The 16306-nt window shown below is 52.3% G+C and carries 15 protein-coding genes; 10 read left to right on the plus strand and 5 right to left on the minus strand.

The window, feature by feature from the left end; translation table 11 throughout:
• Positions 1 to 29 precede the first annotated feature (29 nt).
• On the plus strand, positions 30 to 599 hold the full coding sequence (locus M0220_RS07970) for a histidine phosphatase family protein (RefSeq protein WP_264019091.1): 570 nt from the start codon (positions 30 to 32) through the stop codon (positions 597 to 599).
• A gap of 63 nt (positions 600 to 662) precedes the next feature.
• On the opposite strand, the gene M0220_RS07975 is transcribed toward M0220_RS07970, so the two are convergent.
• Positions 663 to 1679: an IS30 family transposase gene (locus M0220_RS07975; protein ID WP_264017463.1), complete on the minus strand. Its 1017-nt coding sequence runs from the start codon at positions 1677 to 1679 to the stop codon at positions 663 to 665.
• A gap of 429 nt (positions 1680 to 2108) precedes the next feature.
• On the opposite strand from M0220_RS07975, the gene aqpZ reads away from it, so the two are divergent.
• Positions 2109 to 2858, plus strand: coding sequence for an aquaporin Z (gene aqpZ / locus M0220_RS07980; RefSeq protein WP_030071557.1), 750 nt, complete (start codon positions 2109 to 2111; stop codon positions 2856 to 2858).
• On the opposite strand, the gene M0220_RS07985 is transcribed toward aqpZ, so the two are convergent.
• Positions 2855 to 3466, minus strand: a complete 612-nt coding sequence (locus tag M0220_RS07985; protein ID WP_264019092.1) for a DNA-3-methyladenine glycosylase family protein — start codon at positions 3464 to 3466, stop codon at positions 2855 to 2857. The genes aqpZ and M0220_RS07985 overlap by 4 nt on opposite strands.
• A 197-nt stretch (positions 3467 to 3663) precedes the next feature.
• Here M0220_RS07985 and M0220_RS07990 point away from each other — a divergent pair, with 197 nt between their 5' ends.
• Both M0220_RS07990 and M0220_RS07995 read left to right on the plus strand, forming a co-directional pair.
• Positions 3664 to 4863: an MFS transporter gene (locus M0220_RS07990; protein ID WP_030071552.1), complete on the plus strand. Its 1200-nt coding sequence runs from the start codon at positions 3664 to 3666 to the stop codon at positions 4861 to 4863.
• A gap of 92 nt (positions 4864 to 4955) precedes the next feature.
• Positions 4956 to 5207, plus strand: coding sequence for a hypothetical protein (locus M0220_RS07995; RefSeq protein ID WP_264019093.1), 252 nt, complete (start codon positions 4956 to 4958; stop codon positions 5205 to 5207).
• Positions 5208 to 5230: 23 nt separating this feature from the next.
• On the opposite strand, the gene M0220_RS08000 is transcribed toward M0220_RS07995, so the two are convergent.
• Positions 5231 to 5926: an extensin-like domain-containing protein gene (locus M0220_RS08000; protein WP_264019094.1), complete on the minus strand. Its 696-nt coding sequence runs from the start codon at positions 5924 to 5926 to the stop codon at positions 5231 to 5233.
• A 207-nt stretch (positions 5927 to 6133) separates the two neighbouring features.
• Between M0220_RS08000 and gmk the strand changes: the two genes are divergently transcribed.
• From gmk to M0220_RS08020, 4 genes are all read left to right on the plus strand, one after another.
• Positions 6134 to 6766 (plus strand): guanylate kinase, encoded by a 633-nt coding sequence (gene gmk, locus M0220_RS08005; protein WP_030071546.1) that lies wholly within the window; start codon positions 6134 to 6136, stop codon positions 6764 to 6766.
• 88 nt (positions 6767 to 6854) lie between these two features.
• A complete protein-coding gene (gene rpoZ / locus M0220_RS08010) occupies positions 6855 to 7115 on the plus strand; it encodes a DNA-directed RNA polymerase subunit omega (RefSeq protein WP_030071545.1) in 261 nt (86 codons plus the stop codon).
• A gap of 44 nt (positions 7116 to 7159) precedes the next feature.
• Entirely contained in the window at positions 7160 to 9292 is a 2133-nt protein-coding gene (locus tag M0220_RS08015; RefSeq protein ID WP_264019095.1) for a RelA/SpoT family protein, read from the plus strand.
• A 137-nt stretch (positions 9293 to 9429) separates the two neighbouring features.
• A complete protein-coding gene (locus M0220_RS08020; protein WP_030071543.1) occupies positions 9430 to 9819 on the plus strand; it encodes a RidA family protein in 390 nt (129 codons plus the stop codon).
• 189 nt (positions 9820 to 10008) lie between these two features.
• Here M0220_RS08020 and M0220_RS08025 read toward each other — a convergent pair whose 3' ends face one another.
• Positions 10009 to 10890, minus strand: coding sequence for an SDR family oxidoreductase (locus M0220_RS08025; RefSeq protein WP_264019096.1), 882 nt, complete (start codon positions 10888 to 10890; stop codon positions 10009 to 10011).
• Between the two features lie 149 nt (positions 10891 to 11039).
• Here M0220_RS08025 and M0220_RS08030 point away from each other — a divergent pair, with 149 nt between their 5' ends.
• On the plus strand, positions 11040 to 11969 hold the full coding sequence (locus tag M0220_RS08030; protein WP_030071541.1) for a hydrogen peroxide-inducible genes activator: 930 nt from the start codon (positions 11040 to 11042) through the stop codon (positions 11967 to 11969).
• Positions 11966 to 14044, plus strand: a complete 2079-nt coding sequence (recG, locus tag M0220_RS08035; RefSeq protein WP_264019097.1) for an ATP-dependent DNA helicase RecG — start codon at positions 11966 to 11968, stop codon at positions 14042 to 14044. Before M0220_RS08030 ends, recG begins: the two co-directional genes overlap by 4 nt.
• A gap of 14 nt (positions 14045 to 14058) precedes the next feature.
• On the opposite strand, the gene yccS is transcribed toward recG, so the two are convergent.
• The gene (yccS, locus tag M0220_RS08040) at positions 14059 to 16305 is read right to left on the minus strand and encodes a YccS family putative transporter (RefSeq protein ID WP_264019098.1); all 2247 of its coding nucleotides are present in this window, start codon (positions 16303 to 16305) and stop codon (positions 14059 to 14061) included.
• Between the last annotated feature and the right edge of the window lies 1 nt (position 16306).

Genomic DNA, 16306 nt, shown 5'->3' on the forward strand with positions numbered 1-16306 from the left:
TGGTCACCATCGACTGAGGATGCCTCACTATGCCTATTTTACGAGCTCTCTTTTGCACGCTTCTCGTCGGCATTCTCGGCATACCGCCTAGCAATGCTTACGCAAACGAAACCACCTGGCAGGCGCTGCAAGAGGGAGGGCTGGTGATTTTGATGCGTCACGCACTGGCCCCTGGCATTGGTGACCCGGCTGGGTTTGAGCTTTCTCAGTGCGACACCCAGCGTAACCTTTCAGCCCAGGGGCGCGCTCAGGCTGAGGCAATTGGTCGTTCATTTCGTGACCGGGATGTGCCTATTGCCTTGGTGTATTCGTCTCGTTGGTGTCGGGCACTGGAAACCGCTGAGCTAATGGCGTTGGGCCGCGTGGAATTAACCCCCTGGCTTGATTCGTTTTTTCGCCAGCGCAGTGAGCGGGATGATCGCACGCAGGCGGCCAGTGAGCACACTGCTGCTTGGCAGGGTCCAGGCAATTTGTTGCTGGTGACTCATCAGGTCAATATTACGGCGCTCACAGGCGGCGGAGTGAGCTCAGGCGAAATGATCGTTGTGCGCCCAACGGGCGATTCGTTTCAGGTGGTGGGCCGATTAAACGATAAGTAGTGATAACGCTTCTTTGATGGCTCATATTAGTTAGGGCGGATGCAGACTCTGAGTGCAACACACTCATTGGATGGTTGATGGGCTTTCATGGTACTTGACCATCAGCTCGCTCATCACTTCTATCGGACATTTAAATCCAAAGCGTTTTCGAGGTCGCATATTCAGCTCAAAGGCAATGGCGTCCAGCTCTTCCTGGCTATGTGCTGAAAGGTCCGTTCCTTTCGGTAAATATTGACGGATAAGACCATTGATATTCTCATTGGCCCCACGTTGCCAGGGGCTGTGGGGGTCGCAAAAATAAATCGCAACGCCCGTTTCTTGAGTGATTTTTGCATGCTGTGCCATTTCACGCCCCTGATCATAGGTCATGCTTTTTCGAGCGGTGGTCGGCATTCGGTTCAGGGCGGCACTAAAACCTGCTACGGCGGATGTGGCGGTGGCGTCGTCCATTTTTGCGAGGATCAGATAGCCACTGCTAAGCTCTACCAAGGTGCCTACCGCGGACGCGTTATTCTTACCTTTGATCAGATCGCCTTCCCAGTGGCCAGGCATTTCACGCTTACTGACCTCGGGCGGACGTAAGTGAATGCTGATCATGTCAGGGATCTGTCCACGTCGATCCACTTCGCCACGACGAGGCTTGCGTGTGGTTTTACCTTGTCGCAAGCAGTGAATCAGTTCCTTGCGAAGGTGGCCAACAGGCAAGGCATAAATGGCCGTGTAGATGGTCTCTCGGCAGACGTAGGCATCGCGCAAATCAGGTAGTTTCATCGTCTTGAGCTTGCCGCTAATTTGTTCGGGAGACAAGCGTCGCCGCAACATATGCACGATGAGATCAAACCGTTCGGTGCCTGGCAAAAGCTTACGCGCAGGACGACAGACCTCTCGACGCTTTTCTCGCTGACGCTGGGCGTACCGGGCGCAGTAACCGTTCTGGGCCATTTGGTTACGGCGTATTTCACGAGAGATGGTTGAAGGAGCTCGCCCCAGGAGCTGGGCAATATGCCGAAGGCTCATCCCTTGGGCTTGACCCACTTGGATGCTGGCACGTTCTTCAATACTGAGTTCGAGGTAAGACATGGGACAACACCTTAGCGAAATGCTCAGGTGTTGCACTCAGTTTCTGCGGCCAAGTAGTTAAAAAGACGATGTTAAAGAAACACTTTTTAGCATTTCAACGTACTTCATAATTTTTATTGCTGATATATTGTTTCTTATTGTTTATTTTAAATGCATTGGTAATATTTTGTTGCCTGGTTTTAAAGGCTGTTATATAAATCTCGCTTTTATTGTGGGTGATTAGTTAAATGAGTTTCTTCGCTAATTCGCTATAATAAATTTTAACAATGCGGTTAGTGTTAAAAGCTAATTTCTTACTTTTCACTAATTAAAAAGTGTCGTGCACTGAGTGCGCGCATTACTGCGTACATACTAATGGGTGACCTTATGGGTGCTTAATTAGGTGGCGTGGTATTCCCAATGGTACTTGGTCATTAGAGGAGTAGTGATATGAAAAAGTACGCAGCGGAGTTAATCGGTACGTTTTGGTTAGTATTGGGTGGTTGTGGCAGTGCGGTGTTAGCAGCGGCTTTTCCAGACGTAGGTATTGGCCTATTAGGGGTGTCGCTGGCATTTGGTTTGACGGTTGTTACGATGGCGTATGCGATTGGGCATATTTCAGGATGCCATTTAAATCCTGCGGTATCGGTAGGACTTTGGGTGGGGGGGCGCTTCCCTGCTAAAGAGTTGCCTTACTACATTGGTGCGCAAGTAATAGGTGCTATTGTTGCCGGTGGCGTGCTGTATCTCATTGCGAGTGGCCAAGCAGGGTTTGATGTGACTGCTGGGTTTGCCTCCAATGGGTATGGAGAGCATTCACCCGGCGGTTATAGCATGACGGCGGCGTTACTAACGGAAGTCGTAATGACCATGATGTTTATCTTCATCATTATGGGGGCAACCGACGGTCGCGCTCCGGCTGGGTTTGCGCCGTTGGCGATTGGCTTGGGCTTAACGCTTATTCACCTAATTAGCATTCCGGTTACCAATACCTCGGTGAATCCAGCGCGTAGTACGGGCGTTGCTCTGTATGTAGGAGACTGGGCGACAGCTCAGCTGTGGCTGTTCTGGGTAGCGCCAATGCTCGGCGCGGCGTTAGGGGCATTAGCGTATCGCTTTATTGCTCAGCCTGTGTCACTTATAGCCCCGCCATCTTCTTCTGATCACGACGATGATCTGACGGGTAAGATTGTTCCTTAAAGCGGTTCTCCACGATAGTAGTGCCATAAAAATAGCGAACCCACGCTACGCCAGGGGGCCCAATGTTCAACTAACTGGCGAGCCTGTTTAGGCGTGGGTTTGTCTTCCAGTTTTTTTAGACGGCCAAGCGCTACACGTAAAGCAAGGTCGTCGGCGGGAAATATATCCGTGCGTTGGAGCGAAAACATCAGGTAAATTTCGGCGCTCCAGCGTCCAAAACCACGCAGTTGAGTGATGGCGGCAATCGCCTCGTCATCGCTCAACATGGCCAGTCCGTCGGCACTGAACGTGCCTGCAAGTTCTGCCTCCGCCAGCCCTTTGGCATACTCAACTTTGCGCCAGGAAAGCCCTGCATCACGTAGCGCTTGGTCTTCAACGTCCATGACTGCTTTCGCGTGCAATTCAGGTAGCAATGAAGTCACACGGCCCATAATGGCGCGGGCTGCTCCCGTTGAAATCTGCTGGCTAACAATCGTGCTAAAAAACGTTGCGAAGCCTTGGTCGCGCTGGCGCGGTGCGGGTGCGCCAACGAGCGGGTAAGCTCGGGCAATATCGGGGTCGACCTTAGCCAGTGCCTCCATGGCGAGCTCGATAGTTTCTAGTGTCATGAATAACCTGCCTGCCTATAAAGTTAAAACACACTAACAAAACTAGGTCATTAGTGTTTTAACCTACAGGAATTACCTTATTCGCCCGCTAACTTTTTTGGTGTCGCATATTTCTACTTTTGTCTAATCCTGCGATCATTTGTCGCTATACAAGACCGTTTCGTTAAGCAGGTGTGAGTGCGCCTGGGGAGAAAAGTATGCAGGCGACGTCATCGGGATTGGCACGTAACCCGCGATTGGCAGAAGTTGTGTTGGCGTTAGGCGGGTTTGGTATTGGCACCAGCGAATTCGTCATTATGGGATTAATGAACCGTGTCGCGGAAGATCTCGCCGTCACGGTGCCCCAGGTGGGCTACGCCATCAGCAGTTATGCCCTTGGAGTGGTGGTAGGCGCGCCACTGATATCTGCCTTTGCAGCGCGTGTACCTAAGCGTGCATTGCTCATTGTGCTGATGTTGGTATTTGCGGTTGGTAATATCGCCAGTGCAATGGCTCCAGGGTTTTGGTCATTTGTTGGGCTGCGCTTTATCGCTGGGTTGCCCCATGGTGCTTACTTTGGTGTAGCCGCTTTAGTAGCGGCTGGCGCAGTGCCGGTTGATCAGCGGGCGCGGGCTATTTCACGGGTAATGATGGGCTTAACATTGGCGATTTTGATTGGCGCGCCGTTAGGCACATGGACAGGCAATCTATTTGGCTGGCAAATTGCCTTCGCAGCGGTAGGTGTTATTGCACTGCTGACGGCGCTGTTGATTCGCCTGTGGGTGCCTGTACAGCCATTCGATGCGTTAGCAAGCCCGTTACGCGAGTTGTCGGCATTGATAAAACAGCGGGTGCTGGTAACGGTGGCCATTGCCTGTATTGGCTGTGGCGGCATGTTCTCGATTTTTAGTTATGTGATGCCCACACTTACTCAGCAAGCGGGTATGAGTGAAGCGCTAGGGCCGATGGTGTTAGTGATTTTTGGCCTTGGCTCTATCGCTGGCAATTTAATTGGTGGCCGCGCAGCGGATAAAAACCTAATGCGCGCGATTCCCGCTACCTTGGTGTGGTGCGCAGTGATTCAGGGGTTGTTCTATTTCGCTGCTAATAATGTTTGGACAGGGCTGTTATTTGTGGGGTTGGTAGGCACTAGCATGGCGTTAGCACCTGCGCTGCAAACCCGTTTAATGGATGTAGCAGAAGATGCCCAAACGATGGCGGCTTCACTTAACCATGCTGCTTTTAATGGGGCAAATGCGTTGGGAGCGTGGTTAGCGGGTTTAGTGATTAGCGCAGGTTTCAGCTGGTCAAGCACGGGGTTAGTCGGTACCGGGTTAGCACTCTGTGGGCTAGTGATTTTTGCTTGGGGGAGCTGGCTTGAAAAGCGTACTTTTAGAGCGGCTGAGCATTACCAATAAGCGGTGAGTAAGCGTGGGCGGCTGCCGCTAAATTGACAAAAACTGTAACTTTTATCTAGGGTGACTAGGTGCAATCCATATGGAGGTGACCTATGCATATCCGATTAATCAAGATGCCGCGTTTGTTAACGTTGAGTGCTATTACCGCAGTAACCTTGGTCTTAGCAGGCTGTGGTTCCACTACGGGCGAGCGGACAGCCAGTGGCGCAGGGGTAGGCGCTGCTGTTGGGGCTGGTGCTGCCGCTGCTACGGGTGGCGACGTTACGCAAGGCGCGGCGGTTGGCGCAGGTGCAGGTGCTGCGACAGGGGCCGCGACGGACGAAGACGATATTAGCCTAGACTGATTGGCCTTAACCAACCCCGCGAGTTAGCGACATAGCCTGAAGCCGCGCATGCCTAAGTGAAAATGGTCAGCATGTGCGGCGTTGTAGTCTGGCCCCAGCACATTGCCAAAGGTGTCGCAGGCACCGTCCCTTGCTGCTCTTAAGAACTCCCCCGCTTCACCGTCATCATCCCAGTGATTAATCAGCGTAATGCGCTGGCCGTTTTCAAACTGAAACCCCACCACATCCAACGCTTCCGCGGTGGCGTGTTCACTGCGTCTGCCAGTTTCGCGGCCGTAAACATTACGGCAGGCAAAGCTGCCGACGTGATTAACCTGGGCCACTTGGCTGCCCATGATCTCCTGGGCGGCGGGTTGCAGCGCGTGGCGCTCGTACATTACCCAGGCCAGTGCCAGCGGGCAGGTGGCGACAAAGCTTTGGTTGAAGCGAACGGTGCTTGACTGCACACGTACGACATTTGTGAGTGGACAACTAGCGGTTGGGGAGTAATCGGCTAATGGTGTGTATCGAAGCTCGTTTGTTGGTGCGGTGTCTAGGGCCGCTAAGCAGGCTTTTGGGTCATCGTTTAGACGTTTGAGCTTTAGCTGGGTGATGGGCGTTATAGGATCATCAATATAGAGCGGCGCCCAGGGCGCCCAATGGCGGGGTATCTCAATCAGTCCTTTTTGGAGCGCTACCCCCAAGGCAATAAAGCATAAAATAACGAGGGTACTGCGCATGATGACCTCCTTGTGACTGCGCTGAAACGCTACAGTCCATAGCATAGGTGTGCGATACTGCGCGCATACTTTATGCACGCACAGTACTTGATGAGCAGTACTTGATAAACAAGACAACGCCTTACCGTTGCCCTGTTTATCTTCGCTAACGATTTTCCGCTGACTATCATTTCGCTATCTATCTTTTGCTAATTAGGGAAGCGCTTCATGTCCCAGGGTACGCTTTTTATTGTTTCTGCCCCGTCAGGTGCTGGTAAAACCAGCTTGGTTCGTGAGCTGATCGAGAGCCTGGATGGCATTCAGGTGTCGGTCTCTCATACCACACGAGCTAAGCGCGAGGGAGAAGTGGATGGTGTGAATTACCACTTTACTCACGTAGCCGACTTTGAAGCGATGATAGAGCGTGGTGAGTTTTTCGAGTATGCCAAGGTCTTTGATAATTATTACGGCACGTCACTGCGTGCGGCGCAAACCGTACTGGATGCAGGGCAAGATGTTATTTTAGAGATCGACTGGCAAGGAGCGCAGCAGGTACGCAAACAAATGCCCACAGCGGTATCGATTTTTATCTTGCCGCCCTCGCGTAGCGAGCTTGAACGCCGCCTTTCTAGCCGAGGTACCGATGAACACGCAGTGATCGCGCGGCGTATGCGTGATGCCGTTAGCGAAATGTCTCATTTTGATGAATATGATTACTTAGTGATCAACGATGATTTCACCACAGCACTTCAAGAGTTGCAGTCGCTGGTGATCAGTCGCCGCTTAACACGTCAGGCGATGCAGGCGCGTCATGCGCCACTGCTCGATGCGCTCTTGTCACAAGCGCCTAGCGTCGAGTAATCTAGCAGGTTCCATTACCACTTTTTTGCTGGGCCAGTGGCGTTTCCCCACAACGCTGGCCCAGCGTTGTCATTACAGGAAGACCCCCATGGCTCGCGTAACCGTTGAAGATTGTCTGGAAAATGTTGAGAACCGCTTCAAGCTGGTGATGATTTCCACCCAGCGCGCGCGTCAGCTTGCGCGTGGCTCCCGTGAAGCACAACTGCCCTGGGAAAACGACAAGCCTACTGTTATGGCGCTGCGCGAGATTGCTGCTGGCCTTGTAAATCACACTGTGCTGGATGAGCCAGTGGAAGCCCCGGTACGTGTTCGTCCCGCGATGACACCTACCACACATATCGACGACTAAGGTTTACTAGAGACTGGACTTAGAAGCGACTAGGGGCGCGGTAAATGTTCACCATTGATGACCTGGCCGATCGACTCGGCGGCTATTTACCTCCGGATGAGATTCAACAGGTCAAACGCGCCTTTTATTATGCCGAGCAAGCCCATGACGGCCAGCGCCGCCGCTCGGGCGAACCTTATGTTACCCATCCGCTAGCGGTCGCCAATATCTTGGCCAACATGCACATGGATCATCAAAGTTTGATGGCTGCCATGCTGCATGATGTCATTGAAGATACGGGTGTCTCCAAAAAGGCGTTATCTGCGCAATTTAGTAAGCCTGTTGCCGAACTAGTCGATGGTGTTTCCAAACTGACCCAGATCACCTTTGAAGACAAAGCTGTCGCTCAGGCGGAAAATTTCCAGAAGATGGTGTTGGCAATGTCGCGGGATATCCGCGTCATTATTGTAAAATTAGCCGACCGTCTACATAACATGCGCACGCTGGGTGCCTTACGGCCAGATAAAAAGCGCCGTATAGCTCGGGAAACGCTGGAAATTTATGCCCGTATTGCGGGGCGTTTAGGCATCAATACGATTCGTGTTGAGCTGGAAGATCTCTCTTTCCAGGCGATTCATCCTATGCGCGCTGAGCGCATTAAACGCGCGGTGGCTAGCGCCCGGGGTAATCGGCGTAGTGCGATGCGAGAAATTCAGTCATCGCTGCAGCAAAGTTTGGACGACGAAGGGCTGAAAGGTACTGTGATCGGTCGGCAGAAGCATCTGCTGTCGATTTATAAGAAGATGCGTGATCAGCGTAAGCCGTTTGCGGAAATCATGGATGTTTTTGGTTTTCGCATTATTACCGAAGATGTCGCTAGCTGCTATCGCATCCTGGGGGTAGTGCATAATCTCTATAAGCCTGTGCCAGGGCGCTTTAAAGATTACATTGCCATCCCAAAAGCCAATGGCTACCAAAGTCTTCACACCACGCTGTTTGGTCAGGGTGGAATGCCCATTGAAGTGCAAATTCGCACCCGAGAAATGGAGGCGATGGCTAATAATGGCATCGCTGCCCACTGGCTCTATAAAGCCGGGCAAACTACCCATCCTATTGCTGAAGGCAGCCATGCCCGCGCTCGGGCTTGGGTAAAAGGGCTGCTGGAAATGCAGCGCCATGCAGGGGACTCGCTAGAGTTTATCGAACACGTCAAAAACGACTTGTTTCCAGATGATATCTACGTGTTTACCCCCAAAGGCGACATTATGGAGCTTCCTCAGGGCGCAACGGTGATTGACTTCGCCTACAGCGTACACACTGATATTGGTAACAACTGTATTGCTTGCCGTATTGATCGCCACTTGGCACCGCTGTCTACGCGTCTTGAAAGTGGTCAAACGCTGGAAATTATCACCGCTCCTGGAGCGCGGCCTAACGTAGCGTGGCTTAATTTTGTTACCACGGCTAAAGCGCGTTCTGCGATACGCCATGCTTTAAAACACCAGCAGCAGGCTGAAGCGATTACGTTAGGGCGGCGTTTATTGAACAAAGCACTTGCCCCCTTTGAGACCAGCCTGGAAGAACTCGATGAAAGCGTATTTGCTAAAGCTCTTAAAGAACTTGATGCTGCCTCATTAGACGCGTTGCTTGAATCAGTTGGATTGGGAAACCGGATGGCTCATGTGGCAGCGCGTCGTTTAGTCGATGCTGCTCATGGTAGTAATTTTGACTATATCCTCAGCACGGATAGTGACAAAGCGGTAGTGATCAGTGGCAGTGAAGGTATGGTAATTACCTTTGCCCGATGCTGTCATCCCTTACCGGGTGACCCCGTGGTTGGCCATTTGTCAGTAGGTAAAGGGCTAGTCGTCCATCGCAGCGAGTGTAAAAATCTTGGTGAACGTAAGAACGACCCCGAGAAGCTATTTGCGCTTGAATGGTCGGACACGATAGATGAAGACTTTCCGGTCGCACTACGCATTGAAGTTGAGAGCCGTCGTGGGCTGGTGGCCGAGCTGGCTGGCGTGGTGACCGATGCCGACGCAAATATCGAACGTATAGGTATTGAAGAGCGAGATGCTCGGCTTTCAATTGTTAATTTAACCTTATCCGTCAAAGGCCGCGTGCATCTTGCGCGCATTATTAAGCGTATTCGCAACCTTCCTAATGTTGGCAAAATAACCAGAATGAGCAATTAAACACCCGTGAGTAGGCTGCTGGCGTTGGGCTGGCAGCGACTGCTATGGCGGGCCATAAGAATTAATATTTAAAACTATCACTATATCTATAACATACATCTAAAAATACGTTAAACACGACAGGAGAGTGCTATCTCATGAGCAATAAAGCGGTTATTAACACTGAAAAAGCCCCCGCTGCAATCGGCCCTTATTCACAGGCGATTAAGGCTGGCAATACGGTGTATCTTTCGGGCCAGATCCCACTGAATCCAGAGACAATGGACATTATCTCTGACGACTTTGAGGCGCAAGCGCGTCAAGTATTTACTAACTTGCAGGCGGTTTGTGAAGAAGCAGCTGGCTCGCTTGGTGATATTGTTAAGCTCAACTTATACCTTGTTGATCTGGATAATTTTGCGATCGTTAATAAGGTAATGGAAGAGTTTTTCTCACCGCCTTTCCCTGCTCGCGCAGCCGTTGGCGTGAAAGCGCTGCCTAAAGGCAGCCAAGTGGAAGCAGAAGCGGTAATGGTAATCGGCGACTAAGTCATCGGGCTTAACGTTGCCAGCCATACGAGCGAGCACTGTTTAATTACGTGCTCGCTCTTTTTTGAGGTGGGTATGAATGAGAATAGTGAGGCGCTAAATAAGGTTGAATAAGTTAGCGCCAAGTAAGTTAGAAAATTTACGTTAGTGAAAAGTAAGTTAGCGAAAAATAAGTTAGTGAAAGAGCAGTTAGGCTTTTTGTGGCGCCAAGAAACCACCTTCTTTTAACACCTGTGCGTAGCCTTCTTTGTAAGTCGGGTAGCGGAACTGGTAGCCCATTTCACGAATACGGCTGTTATCGCAGCGCTTGCTGGTTCGGCGGCGCAGTGGTGATTGCATGGTATCGGTAGATTCGACATTTAGCTGCTTGGCTAGCCAGGCCATCACGTTATGCAGGGTGACGGGCTCGCAGTCACTGCCTAAATAAAGCTCTGCTAGCGGCATACCTTTTTCCTGACAGCGGATTAAGTGCGCCAAAATACCGGTGCAGTCATCACGGTGAATGCGGTTAGAGTAGCTAACCGGCGTAACTGCGGCAATGCGACCTTCCGCAACTTGGTGAATGAGACGGTCTCGGCCAGGGCCATAAATGCCGGAAAAACGCACTACTGTACCGGGTAACGGATGCGTAATGAGTGCCTGTTCAGCATCACACATCAATTTACCAGAAAAACTGGTTGATTCTGTTGGACTATCTTCGCTAACGACTTCGCCTTCCTGTTGTCCGTAGACACTGGTTGAGGAGACAAAGAAGATACGTCTTGGCGGTGTTTTGTGCTGTTCGAGTACGCCAAGCACACGCTTTAAACCGTCTGGGTAGGCGCTTTGGTATGCGCTTTCTTCGAAACGGTCAGCGCTAACGGTGTAAACAACATAATCAGCATGGGGCAATGCATTGGCATCAGCACTCTCAAGATCGTTGAGATCCAGTGCTAACGGCTCAATGCCGGTGTCCTTTAACGTTTCGACTTGGCGGCGCACGCCGATGACACGATGCCCTTCACTGAGTAGCTCGCGTCCTAACGTTATGCCAATATCCCCGCAGCCAATAATCAATACCGTTAGCTTCATCTTGCGCACTCCTGTTGATTAATATTCCCTATCAGATACAAAGTCCCTATGAGATGTGCCATCTTCAATAGGGTTTGTTTGTCCTTTTCCATCTCGCTATCACGATTACCTGTAACGAGCTGCAACGAGAGGATGCCTCTGGCACCGCTATGACTTTAACAGAACTACGCTATATCGTAACCCTTGCCCAAGAGCGTCACTTTGGTCGCGCTGCTGAACGCTGCCATGTTTCTCAGCCAACGCTCTCGGTGGCAGTGAAAAAGCTGGAGGACGAGCTCGATACGCCGCTGTTCGAGCGTTCGAAATCGACCGTGCAAGTCACCCCGCTGGGAGAAAAAATTGTGGCTCAAGCACAGCGCGTGCTGGAGCAGAGCCGGCTTATTTATGAAATGGCCAATGCCGGCAAAGATCAGCTGGCTAACCCGCTGCGTATTGGTGCTATTTATACGATAGGCCCTTATTTATTCCCGCATTTAGTGCCAGCGCTGGCGAACGCCGCACCGCAAATGCCGCTGTATATTGAGGAGGGTATGACCAGCACACTACGGGCGAAGCTGCGCAGTGGCGAGCTAGACGTCATCATCGTGGCACTGCCTTTTACAGAGACTGATGTGGTTACTAAACCGATTTACGATGAACACTTTGAAGTATTGATGCCCGCTAGTCACCGCTGGGTAAGCCGTGAGGCGATCTACAAAGAAGACTTATTGGAAGAGCGATTGTTGTTGCTAGGCGAAGGGCACTGTTTCCGTGACCAAATTCTAGAAGCGTGCCCAGCGATTACCCAAAAGCTCAACAGTCCGAACAATACGCTGATTGCCGAGGGCGGCTCGTTGGAAACGATTCGTCATATGGTCGCCTCGAAACTGGGAATTACGGTGCTTCCTCAGTCGGCATTGGGGACCGACCAGTATGAAAATGCCATGCTGGTTAGCCGTCCCTTTGTTGAACCCGCTCCATCACGCACCGTTGCTATTGCTTGGCGAGCAAGCTTCCCTCGGCCAAAAGCGATAGATGCGCTAGCCAAGGCGATCAGCCAATGCCAGCAACCCGACCATAAGGCCAGCATATCCTCATGAGTGAGCTTTCTGCACCGGTTTCGTCGCTAAAAGGCGTGGGTGAGGCGCTCGCGCTGAAATTAGCGCGAGTGGGAGTAGAGCGCGTTAGCGACCTCTTGTTTCACTTGCCGCTGCGCTATCAAGATCGCACACGGCTAACGCCTATTGGCTTATTGCGGGCGGGCAGTGAGGCGGTAGTAGAAGGGGAAGTTACTGCCTGCGATGTGGTGAAAGGGCGTCGGAGAAGTTTGTTAGTCAGGTTGCGTGATGGCAGTGGTATTTTAAGTCTGCGTTTTTTTCATTTTTCCCCTGCCCAGCAGCAGCAAATGCGTCCTGGTGTCACGGTGCGCGCGTTTGGAGAGGCGCGGGCAGGGGCAACCGGGCTGGAAATCTATCATCCGGAATATCGGCTAAGCGGCGGTAGCGAAACGCCGGTAGAGGAGTATTACACGCCGATTTATCCTACTACGGAAGGGCTGCATCAAACGCGCCTTCGCGCACTTACCCAGCAAGCACTTGCGCTACTGCAACGCTCGCCTGAGTCGCTGCCGGAGGTGATTCCCGATGACCTGCGCCAGCGGTTTAACCTGCCTGGGCTGCATGCCAGCCTGCAGCTGCTGCATCAGCCACCTCCAGATGTAGATTTAGAGCAGCTTGCCCATGGCTTTCACCCCGCCACACGTCGGTTGGCGCTGGAAGAGTTATTGGCCCACCAGCTCAGCCTACGTGAAGTGCGTCTGCGCATTCAAGCTGATGGTGCGCCATCGCTGCCGTCAGGCCGCAGTCTACAAGCCCGCTTTTTAGCCCAGCTGCCGTTTGCCCTAACGGGGGCGCAGCGCCGCGTGCTGGAAGAAATTACCCTAGACCTTTCACGCCCTGCCCCAATGCTGCGGTTAGTACAAGGAGACGTCGGTTCAGGGAAGACCGTGGTGGCGGCAATGGCAGCGCTTTCAGCCCTGGCGGGTAACTGCCAGGCAGCGATGATGGCACCAACGGAAATTCTTGCTGAACAGCACTACCGAGCGTTTAAAGCCTGGTTTGAACCTCTGGGCATCGAAGTAGCCTGGTTGGCAGGTAAACTAAAAGGTAAAGCGCGATTAGATGCCAAAGCCGCCATAGCCGATGGTCGCGCCCGCATGGTGGTAGGTACCCACGCGCTGTTCCAAAGCGACGTACACTTTCAGTGTTTGGGGCTGGCGATTATTGATGAGCAGCACCGTTTTGGCGTCCATCAGCGCCTAGCACTGCGTGAGAAAGGCGAAGCGGGCGGGCTAACACCACACCAACTGATCATGACCGCGACGCCAATTCCCCGCACTCTGGCTATGAGCGCTTATGCTGATTTAGACGTGTCGGTGATTGATGAGCTGCCGCCAGGGCGTACGCCGGTTAAAACGGTGGTGGTGTCTGACGAGCGGCGGCCTGAAGTGGTTGAGCGCATCCGTAATGCCTGTAGCGATGGCCGTCAAGCCTATTGGGTGTGTACGCTGATTGAAGAGTCTGAGGTGCTGCAGTGTCAGGCCGCCGAAGTCACCCGTGATGAACTAACCCAGGCGCTGTCTGAACTCGCGATTGGTCTGATTCACGGTCGTATGAAGGCCAGTGAAAAAGTTGAGGTGATGGAGGCCTTTAAAACGGGCGAGCTCGACCTGTTGGTAGCCACCACGGTGATTGAAGTGGGTGTGGACGTACCCAATGCCAGCCTGATGATTATCGAAAACCCGGAACGCCTGGGGCTTTCTCAACTGCACCAGCTGCGCGGCCGAGTAGGGCGCGGCAGCACGGAAAGCTTCTGCGTATTGCTTTACCATCCGCCGCTATCAAAAAGTTCTCGGGAGCGCCTGGGCGTCATGCGTGAAACCACCGACGGTTTCCGTATTGCCGAAAAAGACTTAGAAATTCGTGGCCCTGGGGAAGTGCTCGGCACCCGTCAAACCGGCCTGGCCCAGATGAAAATTGCTGATCTTGAGCGTGATGCCGACCAGCTAGAGCGTGTCACCGCCCTTGCTCAGGCGCTTCAAGGCAATGCTGAAGTCACTGCTGTCTTAGTACGGCGCTGGCTCGGCGAAGCCGCCGGCCGCTATGGGCAAGTGTAGGGCGTGATGCAGCGCTAAGCAGCGGTGCTCGCGTTAGAGTGATTCTCTACTGGGTCGTCAGTTAACCGGTTGGCGGCTTCACCAAGTGGGCCTAGCTGTGCTGCAATCAGGCGGAGCTGACTTTGTATGGGGCGGTAAAGCGCCACGGCTTTTTCATTTTCCTTTAGGCCTTGTTCATCCTGAGTTTTCTTATCTAATGCGTCAACGGCATTCTGCTCCAGCTGTGCCAGGAGGTCGTTGACGTGATCGGCCAGCGGAGTAACAGGCTGGCGCTTATCAAGCTGTTCTGCGAGTTGCCCCATCAGCTTGCTGATACGTTTAGCAAGTGGCATGAGGGCGGCATCATCTTCATCGTCTGCTAACTGGTGACGATGGGCACCGAGGGCAGATAAATGGCTCAGCAGCGTATTAGAGAGCACCAGAAAGCGTAGGCCGTTGTCTGCATCTTGTTTACGGTAGTGGCCTGGCTCGTGGAGCATATTGGTAAGCAGCGTTGACAGTGCGGCATCGGCATTATGGGCATTGCGGCGGGCTAACCGGTAAGCCAAATCGTCTTGTTTCCCATCCTCGTACTGATGCACTATTTCATCCAAATAGCGGCGATGGTTGACGAGCACATTGGCCGCTTCTCGATACAGTTTGCGGCCTTGCCAATCGGGGAGAATAAAAAATACTGCCAGCCCTGCAATTAGTGAACCGATCAAGGTATCAAAAAGGCGCGGCCAAATCAGATTAAAGCCATCACCCACTTGGTTGAAGCTACATAACACTAGGAGGGTGATAGAGGCGGTGGCGATCACATAATGCTTTTCACGGTTGGCAAAAAATGAGACTCCCGCTGCCACTGCAATCATGCTTTGAATGCTGGCCTGGGGGAATAGGCTAATCGACGCCCAGCCGGCAATTAAGCCAAGCACGGTGCCCAGAATACGCTGGGAGAGAAAGCGCCGCGTGGTGGCAAAGTTAGGACGGCAGACAAATAGTGTGGTTAGCAAAATCCAAAACCCCTGTTCTGGGTCGAGCCACTGGAGCAGTCCATAACCCACTAATAGTGCAATCGATAGGCGTAATGCATGGCGAAATGTTGGAGAGTTCAGCGTCAAATTTAGCTGAATACGTTTCCATGCTTCTAGCACGCTAGACGGAGAGCGATCATAAAGAGAGCTATCACGGTGGCTATCATTGGTGCCTGGGTTATGGGCGCTGGCAATCTGCGCTTCCAGGGTAGTGAGATTGTCGGCAAGCGCATTGAGTGGATGCATCAGCGGACGCCATTCTGCTTTTCCCTGTTCGTTTAGGTTGGCGATAGAGGCACGTAGATCGGCGAGTGCCTGCTCGCTCTGTTCATGACCAAAGGGGCGGTTAAGTAGCAGCGACTTGGCTAGCTGTCGGCAGGCTCGTCCTTGCTGGTCTAAAAGTCGTTGGCAACGAAAGAGGACATCGTGGTGGAAAAAAGCTTCAGTGAGTGCGCTATAAGGGTAGTGAGTAGAACTTGCCCGTTCGTGAATATCCTGGGCGATAAAATAGACCTGTAGATAGCGGTTCAGTTTGCGGCTGCCACGCTGGCCTTCTAAGCGGCGGAAAATCATCTCTTTTGCCTGGTTGAGGGCATCGACCACCTTGCCGTTTTGTCGAGCTAGTGCCACACGACGGGCTTCCAGGTCTACCCCACGAACAGGTTCAAACAGCGCCGACTTCAATATTAAAAATTCACCTAGCGCTTTATATACCCTGGCCATGCTTTGCTTAACCGGTTGACGCGAAAAAAAGGCGCACCATAAGATCGAAATAAATCCGTACCACGCTGCCCCGGCAAGCAACAGCCATTGTCGGGCAGCCACGTCTTCGTCAACGCCACCGTGCTGTTCAATGTTGATCATCGAATAGATCGATAGGATTAATGTGCCCGAGGCAATGGTGGCGTATCGTTGGCCAATGGCACCCAGCATAATCAAAGTGAAGGTAGAAACTGCTAGCCCTACTGCAAACAACCACGGCCATGGGAAAAGCCACTGAACGATAAACGAGGCTGAAGCAAAGCAAGCAAGGGTGACTAGTAGTGCTTGTAAGCGTCCCTGCCAGCTGTCATCGGTTTCAGAAAGAGCGCTCGCAATAATGCCCAAAAATAGCGGAATCACCAGCGCGATGTCACCCGCAAAACCACTAAATAGCAACGCCCCACTGAACGCGATAAACACGCGCAGGCTATAGGCGAACTTATCTAGGGTCCAAAGACGCCGCAAAGGCAAGGATATCGGCATA

The sequence above is a fragment of the Halomonas qinghailakensis genome (assembly GCF_025820815.1).
GTDB lineage: Bacteria > Pseudomonadota > Gammaproteobacteria > Pseudomonadales > Halomonadaceae > Vreelandella > Vreelandella qaidamensis.

Coding starts and splice junctions, on each gene's coding strand:
- M0220_RS07970 (WP_264019091.1), top strand. CDS start 30: ATGCCTATTTTACGAGCTCTCTTTTGCACGCTTCTCGTCGGCATTCTC.
- M0220_RS07975 (WP_264017463.1), bottom strand. CDS start 1,679: ATGTCTTACCTCGAACTCAGTATTGAAGAACGTGCCAGCATCCAAGTG.
- aqpZ (WP_030071557.1), top strand. CDS start 2,109: ATGAAAAAGTACGCAGCGGAGTTAATCGGTACGTTTTGGTTAGTATTG.
- M0220_RS07985 (WP_264019092.1), bottom strand. CDS start 3,466: ATGACACTAGAAACTATCGAGCTCGCCATGGAGGCACTGGCTAAGGTC.
- M0220_RS07990 (WP_030071552.1), top strand. CDS start 3,664: ATGCAGGCGACGTCATCGGGATTGGCACGTAACCCGCGATTGGCAGAA.
- M0220_RS07995 (WP_264019093.1), top strand. CDS start 4,956: ATGCATATCCGATTAATCAAGATGCCGCGTTTGTTAACGTTGAGTGCT.
- M0220_RS08000 (WP_264019094.1), bottom strand. CDS start 5,926: ATGCGCAGTACCCTCGTTATTTTATGCTTTATTGCCTTGGGGGTAGCG.
- gmk (WP_030071546.1), top strand. CDS start 6,134: ATGTCCCAGGGTACGCTTTTTATTGTTTCTGCCCCGTCAGGTGCTGGT.
- rpoZ (WP_030071545.1), top strand. CDS start 6,855: ATGGCTCGCGTAACCGTTGAAGATTGTCTGGAAAATGTTGAGAACCGC.
- M0220_RS08015 (WP_264019095.1), top strand. CDS start 7,160: ATGTTCACCATTGATGACCTGGCCGATCGACTCGGCGGCTATTTACCT.
- M0220_RS08020 (WP_030071543.1), top strand. CDS start 9,430: ATGAGCAATAAAGCGGTTATTAACACTGAAAAAGCCCCCGCTGCAATC.
- M0220_RS08025 (WP_264019096.1), bottom strand. CDS start 10,890: ATGAAGCTAACGGTATTGATTATTGGCTGCGGGGATATTGGCATAACG.
- M0220_RS08030 (WP_030071541.1), top strand. CDS start 11,040: ATGACTTTAACAGAACTACGCTATATCGTAACCCTTGCCCAAGAGCGT.
- recG (WP_264019097.1), top strand. CDS start 11,966: ATGAGTGAGCTTTCTGCACCGGTTTCGTCGCTAAAAGGCGTGGGTGAG.
- yccS (WP_264019098.1), bottom strand. CDS start 16,305: ATGCCGATATCCTTGCCTTTGCGGCGTCTTTGGACCCTAGATAAGTTC.